We start from the raw sequence: 13,315 nt of genomic DNA, 5'->3' as shown, positions 1-13,315 counted from the left end.
AATTATGAAAAAGAAAACGTGGCTGATTGGAATTGCGGTAATAATCGTAGCTGGTATAACAGGAGCCTTATTTTTACTAAGTCATTCCCCAAAACCGACTCAGCAAGCGGGGTCAATGAACTCATCCGCTATTAGCTTCAAGGTAACGAGAGAGGATTTATCCAGTACAGTTGAGCTTAAAGGTAAATCCTCCTATCAGAAGGAAACGTATATTAACGCCCCTTTTAGCGCAGACGTTAAGGCTTGGAAGGTCAGTGAAGGCACTCAGGTCAATAAAGGAGACTTGTTGTTCCAGCTGGACGACACTGCACTTCGTGATGAAATTGCTCAGCTCCAGGCTAATCAAAAAAAAGCAGATATGGAAATTCAAATTGCCAAATTTCAAGAAGATATCATCTCCACAGAAACCATCCTTAATGGCGGGTTATCGGAAACAGAAGCCAAACAACGTTTTGCCAAAAATAAAACGACCCAAATGCAGACTGAAATCAGCAAGCTGAACTCGGAACATATGGAAACCCAATTGACGCAAAAGCTGGAAAAACGTCAAAGCGCCAGCTTCACTGCACCGGAAACCGGTATCTTTTTGTTTAACGACACCAAGGAACCCCAATCTATCAAGGAAAATGAACGGGTTGGCAAGATCGTTGATCTCACAAAGCTGCAATTGATTGGTTATGTCGGTGAATTTGATCTATTTCGAATTAAAACCGGAATGTCTGTAGAGGTTAAAGTGGATGCCCTTAAGAACACGACCCTGCAGGGTAAGGTGGAGAAGCTTTCCAAGTTCGCCAAAAGCACTACAGATACAAATACGGCAGCGGCAGAATTTGAAGTCATTATATCGCTTCCACCCAATGAGCAGCTCATTGCCGGTCTCAGCTTGACTGCCACTATTCAGACGGATAAGAAGCCTGACACCTTGGTTGTATCTACTCTTGCCGTTCAGCGTGATAAGGATCAATACTATGTGATGGTATCAGAAGCTGGACAAGGAGCACCTGTACGCCGCGATATCAAAATCGGGTTAGAAACACCGGAAAAAACAGAGATTATAAGCGGATTAATAGAAGGTGACACGGTTGTATTGCAATAAAACATTCTTACCGTTGTTATTCCCTGCAAAACCGGATATAATTAATGGCAGCTATTAGTACCAAGTCATAAACTATTTCCATGTGAGCTTGAAAGGATGTATTTGCCGTGCAATTCGATGATTTCAAAAAAATTGTGTTAGAACGAAGAAGCATTCGCCGTTTTACTGAAGAGGATGTAACCGTCGAGGATATAAAAGAACTCATAGATTGTGCCCGCTATGCGCCAAGCGATACGAATTCGCAAACTTGGCAGTTTATCGCAGTAATAAACCGTGAGAAAATAAAAGAGATCGAGCAAATGACCTGGGATCAGCTGCACAAAAAAGCTGCGGAGGCCGAAGAACGAGGACTAAGTCGCGAGGCGCGGATGCTCGTTAAATCATTTGGCCCCTACGCTACAGCTTTTGCGGATGCTCCCGTATTGATCGTTTGTCTTGCCACTCCTTATACATCTAAATTCAGAGATAAAATTTTTGATCCTGTACAGCTTGTAGATCCTTCTGTATGGGATGAGGAAGGTATCAAAAGCAGCTGCCTGGCGGCTCAGAACTTGATGCTGGCTGCCCATGCCAAAGGACTTGCTACATGCCCTATGACCGGCCCTGTGCTGTTAGCCGCAGATCAGTTAAGAGATTACCTCAATATTCCTGAGGAATGTCAGATTAATATGGTTATTTCCTTGGGCCATCCTTCCGAGCAGCCAGGCAAGCTGGCCCGCAAGGAAGTTGCGGAAATCCTCAGAATTGTTGATTAGCAATACGAATAAAATCCGCGGAACTGGTCCGCGGATTTCCATTGTTATAAGTATGAGTTTATACGCTATCTATCGCAATAAGGTCCGGTCATCAGAGCAAAACAAGAAAAAGCAGTTCACGAAAGCCGAAACTTTCGCAAACTACTTTTATTTTTGGTTGCTATGGCACTAATATATAAGAAAACTTTTCAATGGGCAACCCCATAAAAGTTTTAGGATCTTATAACTTAATGACGTTAGCTGCTTGAGGACCACGGTTACCTTGAGTAATTTCGAACTCAACGGATTGGCCTTCTTCAAGAGTTTTGAAACCGTCGCCTTGAATTGCGGAGAAGTGAACGAATACATCGTCGCCGCCGTCAACTGAAATGAAACCGTAACCTTTTTCTGCGTTAAACCATTTAACTGTACCTTTCAATGAAAACAACCTCCTAGAAGTATCGCCATCTAAGGGCGAATAGGTTAATTATAGCATCACAATTATTATAAATCAACATTCAAAAATTATCAACAACCGCTGTTTTTCTCTTATTTTGCAAGGCTTAAGAGCTCTGTAGAGCCTGGAATAAACGGTAATTCCGAAGCAAGCAATCTGGTTTTTATTTGCTCTTTTTCTAGCGTTGATAGCAATAGCTCCAAGTGGGGATAATAGTCCCATTGCAGAGATCTTAAAGGGTAAATTCGCACCTGTCCGCCTGGTCGGCATACTCGAAGCAATTCTTGTATGGCCTGAAGGTGAAACTCGTAATCAAATTGCTCATGATATAGAAACAAAAAATGACTGCACAGAACAAGATTAAATGTGCCATCTTCAAATGGCAGCTTAGGCAGCAGAGCAGGTACATACCGCCCCTCTTCTTTGTACTGCCGATAATCCTGAATAAATCGAACCAATGACTGTTCACGTAAAATACGATGACGATCCAGGTCACCATAATAGCTCCAGTCAAACGATTCCTTGATAGCAGCCAGTTTCTGAGTTGAGGTTATTATCTCTTGCTCGCCATGACTCATGATCTCATCCGCATTCATTGAATAGAGCGGATCTGCAGATTTTGCGTTAATCCCTCTTGCGCAAGCTTCAGCTGTAAATGACGAAGCCCCTGCTGCAACATCCAATATCGGACCGTCTAGCGCTGTCAGCTGTCCTAAAGCGAACATTCTTTCATACTCGGCGAATGACCTGCAAGTCATTGCCACACCTATTTGCTCATAACGTTTACTCTTGCTCATACTCATCTCTCCTCTTCTCATCACAACTCGTCTATGGCAATATGCCACAAGCCAGCCTACGCTAAGCTTAGGAGAAATTTTAACACGCCACCCATATGTTTACAATATTTTTTTCAGCAGCAAAAGCAAAAAAAAGCACCCTATAGCTGCGCAAAGCTTATCGCACTTGATTTTCCTTTAGGTTTGCGGTATGATTCAGCCGATATCTTTCTTATGGAAATGGAGCTTAATGATGATTAAAAAACACTTAATTTACAAAATAGACAAATGGAACATGCTCACCGTTGAAGTTCACGGAAAAACCTTGATTTTACGGGAAATTAGTGACCAATGGGGCGAGGAATGCCATACGTTCATAAGCCGTCCCGAAATGATGCATTGGGCGGAGTCGAGGTTCTCTAAAGAAGGCTTTGACGGTACCCCGGAGGAACGAGAAGCGATTATACAGGCTTTTAAAGAAGTGTAATTTTTCCCAGAAGCTTGACTTTGTGCTTGTCCTGCTCATATAATAAAGTTAATTACATAAGATGTCCTCCAAAGGGGAGTAGCTTCTCACAGTAAAGTCGTCAGTTCGGGTTTTTTAAAGCCCCGGCTTTATTGGCAACGTATCGTTGTTAGCAAGACCTTTGCCTATTCGGTAAAGGTCTTTTTCTGTTAATGGCCTTTACCAGTTAATTGGTAGAGGTCATTTTTTATGTAAAATTTACTACAAGACTAAGGAGCTGATCGGGTATGGAATGGTTGGATGCAACATTTTTCACGGCACTATTAAGCATTATTCTCATCGACTTGGTACTTGCAGGAGACAATGCCATTGTAATCGGGTTAGCAGCGAGAAATTTGCCGAAGGAAATTCAGAAGAAAGCTATTATTTGGGGGACTGTTGGCGCAATTGGAATTCGTGTTATAGCAACATTGGCCGTTGTGTGGCTGCTTAAGCTCCCGGCACTTCTTTTGGTAGGAGGCGTGATATTAGTCTGGATTGCCTATAAATTGCTGGTTGATAAAAAGGATCATAATATTCAAGCGAAAAATGCACTTTGGCCAGCCATTCAAACCATCATTATCGCCGATACTGTAATGGGTTTTGATAATGTAGTTGCGGTAGCAGGTGCAGCAGGTTCTCATGATGGAAGCTTCGTTTTAGTTCTGTTGGGTCTCCTTATCAGCGTTCCCATCATGGTATGGGGCAGCACACTGTTCATTCGATGGATGGAGAAGTTTCCATGGATTATTTATCTAGGCTCAGGGGTTCTGGCTTTTACTGCAGGAAAAATGCTGGTCGGGGATCCACTCGTTGCCACATGGTTTGCAGCTAATCCGGTACTTAAATGGACATTGGTAACAATAGTAACTGTTGGCGTATTGTTAGCGGGTATTTGGAAGAAGAAGAGCAGCTCCTTTGTTACGCTTGATTCGAGTGGTCATTTGACCTTATCGCATGAGCTTATGCAGGAAGCCAATATTCAACCGGATGACAGCTTTAAAGCAAGTCAGGATGAGCATGGCCGATTAGTGCTTGTCAAGCAGACCGGCTAACCTCTAATTGATAAAGCTTCACGTCATGCCCTCCCTCCTCTGTTACGCTTATGTAATGGTAGACGGGATACGGCATAAGTGAAGCTTTTTTATATAATACCGATTGAACAACGAATGCATCATCACCTCACTCCGTATACTGGAAAGAAAGAGAAAACGTAAACCAAACCCTGTAGAGAAAGGATTTGAGCCTTCATGCAGCGAATCATTTAGAAAGCAATACCTATATAGTCCATACCCTGCCAGATGAGGTGAATCCTGCATGAGTAATTCAGCTTCTATATTAACAATGATAATTGTATCGTTCTGCTTTGCCCTGATCCTTATTTTAAAAAAAGACACACTTCCGAGCACCGTAAAGCGTCCTCTTGCCATATTAGCATTGGTGATGGTCACCTTCTCTTTTTCGTTAATCGTATATAGCTTCTTCTCCCTGCACTAAACTGTGGGGGAATGATGCAAGCATTACCCCGTGAATAAGTTCCGTGCTTCAGCAAGTGAATCTACATCTAAGGTGCGGTCGCTCACCTGTGAATTTACTTCGATCGGTAATTTCCTTTTATGATGCAAGGTTCACCTCATGAAATGGCTTCGTGAATCAGCAAGAGAATCTACATCTAAGGCGCGGTCGCACATCCCTGTTTTACTTCGATAAAAGATTCTCTTATAATAAAGCTACCATCCGGTCATACTAGGAAAAAAATAGCAGGGAGCGTGAGCTTAGATGCGGTTTTTTCCATTGATGATGACCGGTATGCTGTTAACAGGAACTATGCTTTCCGCCCCTATAGCAGCAGAAGGGATTAGCAAACCATCCAAAATAACGAGGAGGGCTCCGATGAATCAAGTACTTAAGCGCAATGATGTTCCAGTTGAGCAAAGCTGGAAACTGGAGGATTTATTCGCAGACCAGAAGGCATGGGACAAAGAGTACCAAGAGGTCAAGGAAGCTTTGCAGAAGGTGGCGGCATTTCAGGGAAAGCTGCATAATCCCACAGCTATCAAGCAATGCTTTGAGCTTGAAGACTCCATCTCCTTACATATGGAAAGACTCTACGTATATGCTAACATGAAGCACCATGAAGATACGACGGAGCCTACTTATCAGGCATTATCCGACAAAGCCAAGAAGCTCAGTGTTGAAAGCGGCGAGGCCTTATCCTTCATCTCACCTGAAATACTAAGCTTGTCAGATGAAGAGCTGAACAAGCTGCTGAACCATCAAGAGCTTCAATTTTACAAAAGAACCTTAGACGAAATGATCCGTGAAAAGCAGCACATTCTCTCTAAATCAGAAGAAGCCCTGCTAGCCCAGGTTGGAAACTTATCACAAGCACCCAGCACGATTTTTAGCATGCTGAACAATGCTGACTTGAAGTTTCCAAAGGTGAAGAACGAGCAAGGTGAGGAAGTCGAGCTGACCCACGGGCGATACATTCAATTTTTGGAAAGCCGCAACAGGGACGTTCGTAAAGAAGCTTTTCAAGCGATGTATGCCACCTACGGCAAAAATAAGAACACCATCGGCGCTACATTAGCTGCCAATATCACAAAAAATATTTTTTATTCCAAAGTACGCAAATATCCTTCCGCTCTAGAAATGTCTCTGTACGGGGATAATATCAAGAAGGAAGTGTATACGAATCTCATTGACACCATCCATGAGTCTCTACCGCTGATGCACCGTTACATGGAGCTGCGTAAAAAGCTGTTGAAGGTAGATGAGCTCCATATGTACGATCTGTTTGCCCCACTCGTGGATGAGTATAAAATGGATATTACGTACGAGCAAGCTAAAGAAACGGTAAAAGAAAGCTTGAAGCCGCTTGGGCAAGATTATTTGAACATTTTGCAGGAAGGCTTCTCCAACCGTTGGATTGATGTGTATGAGAACGAGGGAAAACGAAACGGTGCCTACAGTTGGGGAGCATACGGTACTCATCCTTATGTTCTGCTCAATCATAAAGACAATCTGAACAGCATGTTTACATTAACTCACGAAATGGGCCATGCGATTCACTCCTACTTATCCGATGAGAGCCAGCCTTACCGCTTCGCGCAGTATACAATCTTCTTGGCAGAAGTAGCTTCCACATTAAACGAAGCACTGCTGATGGATTATATGCTGAAGAAATCAACGGATCCCAAAGAAAAAATGTACCTGCTCACTTACTATATGGATCAATTCCGTACAACCGTTTTCCGGCAAACCATGTTCGCTGAATTCGAGAAAATAACTCATGAAAGAGCAGAGCAAGGTGATTCGCTTACTCCTCAGGAGCTAAGTAAAATCTATTACGACCTTAACCTGAAGTACTATGGCAAGGATATGGTTGTCGATAAAGATATCGAAATGGAATGGGCGCGTATCCCTCATTTCTACAATAGCTTCTATGTTTATAAATATGCTACAGGCTTCTCTGCTGCCACCAGCTTCTCCAAGCAAATTCTTGAAGAGGGCCAACCGGCAGTCGATCGTTACCTAGGCTTCCTTAAAAGTGGGGGCAGCGACTATTCCATTAACATCTTGAAGCGTGCGGGTGTCGACATGTCTTCCCCTGAGCCAATCAAACAAGCAATGGATGTTTTCAAAGACTTGCTTGAGCAAATGGAGAAATTAGCCAAATAATAAGCACAGCAAGGCTGCCTGCGGGAGATGTTGGCAGCCTTGTTCCTTTCACATTTATATTTAGGAGGCGGCGTATTCTTTTGAAAGCACAATGGACCTTTATTCTTATTTTGGTTTTTGCACTAATCACAGCCATTTTTGCTGTTTTTAATGTAGCTCCCGTTCGGGTACATCTGATTTTTACAGAAACAGAGCTTCCACTTATTTTAATCATACTTGGCTCTACTCTGCTCGGCGGACTCATAGTTGGCCTTATAGGGGTCTCACGTCAGTTCAAATTGAAAAAAACGATCAAACAGATGGAGAAGCAACTAGCGGAATTAAAGCAAGCATCCGCGCCAACTGTCACTCCTGCAATCGTCAACGAACAACCGTCGCCTGCTACCGCGGAGCCTGAAACCAAACAACATGTGGAGTAATTCACATAAAAAGAACATCTTTTTTCGTATTTATTCATTGATCTGTAGGGAAACATTATTTACAATATAGTTAATAATGTTAAAAAACATATCATTGAACAGGAAGGAATTTTTACATGCCTGATCCAAATCAAGAAGAACTTCGTATTGGACTCGCCGCTTTTCAATGGTCGATTACAGGCATGGCAGTTATATCAAAAGACGGACGCTTTCTCAAGGTGAATCCTGCTTTCGGCAATATTCTGGCTTACCAGGATTCCTCCTTGATAGAGAAACATATAAGCTCGATTACACACCCTGATGATGAATTGCATTTTGCCTTCTTTATCCGGTATCTCCTATGGAGAGAGCCTGCTTTAAAGCAGCTTGAATTACGTTTGCTGCACAAGGAAAAAGGAGCTTTGCCTGTACAGCTTAGCGCCTTTCCACTAAGTCTGCCTGATTCTGATGAATGTGTTTTGATCCAAATCCAGGAGCTAGCCAAATCGTTGGACTACAGTATACAAGAACCACTGTTCCATTCTGACGGCTTTTCAACTGTAACTGGCGTGGGAATGGTTGTGTTGGATTCTTCAAGCCTCGTTACCTGTCTGAATCCGGCGGCAGAACAACTGCTGCAAAAAAACAGCACCGATCTAATCGGCCATACATTCTGGTCACAATTTCCAGAAGCTGTCCGCACTCCTCTCTATGAGAAGTTTCTGTCTTCTATGACCACTCAGCTTGCCGATTCGTTCGAGTTTTTCTCACCTAGGTTTAACAAATGGTTTGAGCTGCACACCTATCCCGAGCCAGAGTCTATAACAGTCTATTTCCGTGATATTACTCTGCGTAAGCAGAATGAAGACTCCTTGCGGGAAAGCGAAAGAATGTATCGGATGATCGCTAATAATTCAACCGACCTCATTTCAAGACATGCTGTGGACGGCACCTTTCTGTATGCATCGCCCGCATCAGCAGCTCTGCTTGGGTACGAGCCTGATGAGCTCATAGGCCGCAATGTACTGGAGCTGGTTCATCCGGAAGAATATGATATGTTTGCAAACTGGGAGCAAAATAATGCCATTGATTTAAATCAACAATTTTCCTCTTATCGCATTCGCAGGAAAGATGGTACTTACATCTGGTTTGAAACTACTTCCCGGAGTATTTCTGATTCCAAGAAACATAACAAAGAAGTTGTTGCTGTTTCTCGGGATATTACCACTCGCAAGCAAGCCGAGCATGAATTGCTGGTATCCAATGAAATGCTGCAAAAAATTTCAACCATCGATGCATTAACAGGAGTTGCAAATCGTAGAGGCTTCGATGAATGCTTCCATAAAGAGTGGCGGCATGGACTCCGATTTTCCTCGCCTTTATCGATCATACTTCTTGATATTGATTATTTTAAACGTTATAACGACACCTATGGCCATCTTGAAGGTGATTTATGCTTAAAGCGTGTAGCTAACTCATTGAAAAAGAGTGTAAAACGTCCGAATGACTTTATCGCCCGATACGGGGGAGAAGAATTCGTTATTGTTCTTCCAGCAACGGATTTACAAGGTGCGAACATAGTAGCCAACCAAATGTGCGCACATATTGAATCCTTGCAAATTCCTAACATTCGTTCGGAGCCTGCCCTATGCATCACCATTAGTTTAGGTGTAGCCACTGTGGTTCCTTCTGCCGAAATGAACCCTTCAGAGTTGTTCATACGTGCGGATAAAGCTCTTTATCAAGCAAAACATGAGGGCCGCAACAGGGCAATGCTTTATCAAAATGCAAACTAAGCTGCATACCATGAGCTGGGCCGCCATCTTACTAAAGAAGCGGCTTATTTGCTGCTTTCTTTTTTTCTCAAGATGAGCTGTAACAAAACTACCCTCGACTACGTTAGAAGAATTGATTGGAAAAAATCAACATTATTGTTGGAGGGATTATTATGAAAAAAATGCTACCTTTAGCATGTCTTCTCGCTGTTACCCTTTTCACCTCCGGTGCTTCCCTGCCTTCTGCTGCAATAGAAAACCGTACAGAGATCGGACTAAGCTTGAACGGACAATCCGTCACCTTCAGTTCGATGCCACTACGGGTAGGCAGCACCTTAATGGTGCCGCTTCGAGACCTTTCGGAAGCATTGAATGTCCAGGTTAGTTGGGAGGATAATGCTCAGACTGCCACAGCTGTAAAAGGAGACAAGAGCATCAAGTTGTCCGTTGACAACGTACAGGCTTTCCGCGGGGAACAGTCGATAAATCTCGATGCTGCTCCACGAATGGAGTCTGGTAAGTTATTCGTACCGCTGCGTTTCTTTAGCGAATCCTTTGATTTCAACGTATATTGGGATGCATTAAACCAAACCGTAGCTATTCATGATGCGGATAAAAGTCTCCCCACGGTTGGTTCATTAGATAATATGAAGGAGCTTTTTAAGGAATACGGTAACGGCGCCTCCCCAATTTACTCAGTAACATCCAAGGTCATGGCACAGCCTATGGCAAAAGAAAAGCTCTCGGCAACTGTAACCTCGGACAGCGCAGCAAAAAGTTCCGCTTCGGCCCCAACGCCAGCGCCAGCTGCTGCAGCCAAATCTGAAGCAAAGCCAGATTATTCGGGCACTAATGTACAGGTTGAAGGCGTAGATGAATCTGATATTATCAAAACAGACGGATCCTATATTTACCAGGTTAATAAAAACCGTGTCATCGTTGCCTCCGCCTATCCTGCAGAGCAGATGAAGGTAGTTCAAACGTTAATATTCGATGACAAAAACTTTCATGCGAATGAGCTCTACATTGATGATAAATATATGGTCGTAATCGGAAGCACCTCTTATCCTTATAATGACAGAGCTTACCCCACTCAGGATAGCGCAAGCCCTGCTGCCCCTGCGGTTGAAGCATCCAGCAGTTCCCCTGCTGTGCAAAAAATGATCGTTCGACCATCCCGTGTATTTACAAATACTACAAAAGCAATTGTCTACGAGCTGGGAGACCGCACTCAATTTAAAAAAGTTCGCGAGGTTGAGCTCGAAGGAAACTATATTTCCTCACGTAAAGTAGGTGCCTCTCTCTATCTCGTATCGAACAAAGGATTTAATGTTTATCCGCTACTGCAAAAGGATCTTTCATCCGAAGAACAAACTGACGCATTAGCAAGTGCCGTGCCCACTTATCGTGATTCAGCAGCTGATAGTGATGCTTTTATAAAAATAGGCTATGAGGATATCCGCTACTTCCCGAATTCCGTACAGCCCAACTATTTGATGGTAGCTGGTTTGAATCTTGACCAGCCGACACAAAAGATGGATGTAACGAGCTATCTTGGCTCAGGCAATCAAGTTTATGCTTCACAAACACAGCTGTATGTCACTACCGAAGAATATACAAGTGCTGTTCAAACAGTTCCATCCAATGCGGAGATGAAAAAAATTCGTATAGGCCCAGGCGAAACTAACAGCGTCATCTATAAATTCACGATGAACCAGGGTAAAGTAGTCTACACAGGTCGTGGGAAGGTTCCTGGTAGAACACTTAACCAATTCTCAATGGATGAGCATAACGGGTATTTCCGAATTGCCACTACAACTGGTTACGCAGGGATGACCGGCGAAGCTGAATCCAAAAATAATATGTATGTGCTTAATGAATCTATGAACATAGCGGGCAAAATCGAGGATATTGCACCTGGTGAACAAATTTATTCAGTTCGTTATGCTGGAAACAAAGCATACATGGTTACTTTCCGCACCGTTGATCCGTTATTTGTAATTGATCTGAAGGAACCTCAGGAGCCCAAAATATTAGGTAAGCTGAAAATTCCAGGTTACAGCAATTACTTGCACCCTTATGACGAGAATCATCTGATCGGCTTCGGAAAGGATGCAGTTGAGGTTTCAACCAATTATGGCTCTGGACAAAATCCAAATACGATTGCCTACTACCAAGGTATGAAAATGGCCATGTTCGATGTAAGCGATGTTGCCAATCCGAAGGAATTATACAGTGAAACGATAGGCGGTCGCGGAACAGAGTCCGAGCTGCTCCAAAACCATAAAGCATTGCTTTTTTCCAAAGAGAAAAACTTGCTTGCTTTTCCAGTAACCGTAAGGGAAACTACCAACTCCAACAGTCCCTCTACTCAGAAAACAGCAGCCGAATACGGCCAATTTACTTTTCAAGGGGCTTACGTGTATAAGCTCGACTTGGCAAGCGGCTTCAAGCTGCAAGGAAAGATCACTCATCTGACGGATGAAGATTATTTGAAAGCTGGGCAATATCAAGGTCTTAATGAGCGGAGTATTCAACGAATTTTGTATATCGGAGACATCCTGTACACTACCTCGCAGCAAGTTTTGAAAGCGACGGATTCTGCTACTTTACAGGATGTAAAGGCGATTAATCTGCCACAGTAAATTCATACCTATTCCTTAAACAAACGAACTTGTCAAATCCTTTACTATACGTGCAACTAACTATCCATAATGAATTAGCGGAAGTAACATTCCGCTATGGCAAGGAAAGCACAACAAACAGAGAGATAACGGAAGAGTTGGTTCCGCAATCTCTCTGTTTTTGTTCATTTTGCCCCTATTTTCCCCAAATACCGGAACTCCGGCTTCCGCTATCGGCTTAAATTGGGCGTAGCAGATTAAATAACGGAATTTTCGGTTCCGTTCAGGCCTTTGAACCCCATACCAATTCTCCGCTATCGGCATATAATAAAGAGCTCACTGACGATTTGATACTTAGGATTTTAGTAAGTAAGGGTACCCTCGTGCGCCTCCTGCTTTGGTATAATAAAGAATCTGCGAATTACCGAAGTATTGCCGCATAGAGGCCAACGCAAACTGCTCCACCGAGCAATGAACTGATCATATTAACGGCATCGTTAGTCATGAAGGCAGCACCGCGAACCTGAACCGATTGTACATTGCAATGACGGTTTTTTTCTACTTCCTTGCCGCAAACTGCGCAATGATACATGACCTGATATACCGCCCCCAGCCATGAATCGGCCAGGGAGCCCACCATCCCCCCGACTGCCCCAAGCAGCAAAAGCAATCCTATTCCGCTTGAGGCATAGGTATTAAAGCCAACTGTAGCCGCATCTGTACCCCATTGAATAAATAACCATCCAAAGATACCAATGACCAAGCCGCCTGATAGAGAAGCCCCAAGACCCAGCGCAGTTATGCCTCCCGATGTGCCTGCCGGTACTCTGTGCCCATTAATGATAGATCGCGGCATTTGTCGGCTGGAACCGCCAATTTCTGTGGCCCATGTATCTGCAGTGACTGTAGCCATGACACCTATAAATGCAGCCCACCACAGTGGGTGCGGCCATAGGCTATGTCCAATGCATAACAGCGTGCCAAGCCCTCCATTTGCAAGCACCTGACCGGCATCTCTCCGACCCGACTTGGCATATCCACTTTCTACAGCTGCTTTCTGCCTATGCCTCCATTTGGTCAGAAATGTTGAGGTTAGGAAAAATACTAGCAAAGTGCCATACCAAGGAAGTCCTCCCCAAGCGTACAGCACTGTTCCAACCACAACAGCTGCAACGGCTCCAGATCCTGATAAAGATTTTTTGCCATATGCAGCTCCTGCTATCAATAAACTAAACAATATGCCCATACACCAATCCAACCACATAC

11 protein-coding genes are annotated in these 13,315 nt (G+C 43.6%); 8 read left to right on the top strand and 3 right to left on the bottom strand.

Annotated features, from left to right (window positions below):
- The first annotated feature begins 4 nt into the window (after positions 1-4).
- Positions 5-1,096 carry an efflux RND transporter periplasmic adaptor subunit gene (locus tag ACFQ0C_RS14890; protein WP_379367887.1) on the top strand — a complete coding sequence of 364 codons (1,092 nt, stop codon included), beginning with the start codon at positions 5-7 and terminating at the stop codon, positions 1,094-1,096.
- A gap of 107 nt (positions 1,097-1,203) precedes the next feature.
- A complete protein-coding gene (locus tag ACFQ0C_RS14885; protein ID WP_258212677.1) occupies positions 1,204-1,851 on the top strand; it encodes a nitroreductase family protein in 648 nt (215 codons plus the stop codon).
- 220 nt (positions 1,852-2,071) lie between these two features.
- On the opposite strand, the gene ACFQ0C_RS14880 is transcribed toward ACFQ0C_RS14885, so the two are convergent.
- Positions 2,072-2,269, bottom strand: coding sequence for a cold shock domain-containing protein (locus tag ACFQ0C_RS14880; RefSeq protein ID WP_171656220.1), 198 nt, complete (start codon positions 2,267-2,269; stop codon positions 2,072-2,074).
- Positions 2,270-2,379: 110 nt separating this feature from the next.
- Positions 2,380-3,084 (bottom strand): class I SAM-dependent methyltransferase, encoded by a 705-nt coding sequence (locus ACFQ0C_RS14875; protein ID WP_379367886.1) that lies wholly within the window; start codon positions 3,082-3,084, stop codon positions 2,380-2,382.
- A gap of 232 nt (positions 3,085-3,316) precedes the next feature.
- Here ACFQ0C_RS14875 and ACFQ0C_RS14870 point away from each other — a divergent pair, with 232 nt between their 5' ends.
- From ACFQ0C_RS14870 to ACFQ0C_RS14845, 6 genes are all read left to right on the top strand, one after another.
- Positions 3,317-3,550, top strand: a complete 234-nt coding sequence (locus ACFQ0C_RS14870) for a hypothetical protein (RefSeq protein WP_379367961.1) — start codon at positions 3,317-3,319, stop codon at positions 3,548-3,550.
- A gap of 266 nt (positions 3,551-3,816) precedes the next feature.
- Positions 3,817-4,623 (top strand): TerC family protein, encoded by an 807-nt coding sequence (locus ACFQ0C_RS14865; protein WP_379367885.1) that lies wholly within the window; start codon positions 3,817-3,819, stop codon positions 4,621-4,623.
- Between the two features lie 838 nt (positions 4,624-5,461).
- A complete protein-coding gene (gene pepF, locus ACFQ0C_RS14860; RefSeq protein ID WP_379367884.1) occupies positions 5,462-7,252 on the top strand; it encodes an oligoendopeptidase F in 1,791 nt (596 codons plus the stop codon).
- A gap of 80 nt (positions 7,253-7,332) precedes the next feature.
- Complete coding sequence (locus tag ACFQ0C_RS14855; protein ID WP_379367883.1) at positions 7,333-7,671, top strand: LapA family protein; 339 nt, start codon at positions 7,333-7,335, stop codon at positions 7,669-7,671.
- A 116-nt stretch (positions 7,672-7,787) separates the two neighbouring features.
- Entirely contained in the window at positions 7,788-9,446 is a 1,659-nt protein-coding gene (locus ACFQ0C_RS14850; protein ID WP_379367882.1) for a sensor domain-containing diguanylate cyclase, read from the top strand.
- Between the two features lie 152 nt (positions 9,447-9,598).
- A complete protein-coding gene (locus ACFQ0C_RS14845) occupies positions 9,599-12,070 on the top strand; it encodes a beta-propeller domain-containing protein (RefSeq protein ID WP_379367881.1) in 2,472 nt (823 codons plus the stop codon).
- Between the two features lie 400 nt (positions 12,071-12,470).
- On the opposite strand, the gene ACFQ0C_RS14840 is transcribed toward ACFQ0C_RS14845, so the two are convergent.
- Positions 12,471-13,313 carry a DUF92 domain-containing protein gene (locus ACFQ0C_RS14840; RefSeq protein WP_379367880.1) on the bottom strand — a complete coding sequence of 281 codons (843 nt, stop codon included), beginning with the start codon at positions 13,311-13,313 and terminating at the stop codon, positions 12,471-12,473.
- Between the last annotated feature and the right edge of the window lie 2 nt (positions 13,314-13,315).

Origin of the sequence: Paenibacillus sp. GCM10027630, from assembly GCF_042676305.1 — a bacterium.
Taxonomy (GTDB): Bacteria; Bacillota; Bacilli; order Paenibacillales; family NBRC-103111; genus Paenibacillus_S.
The sequence above is the reverse complement of the archived record's forward strand: the minus strand, read 5'-3'. Positions and strand labels throughout refer to the sequence as shown.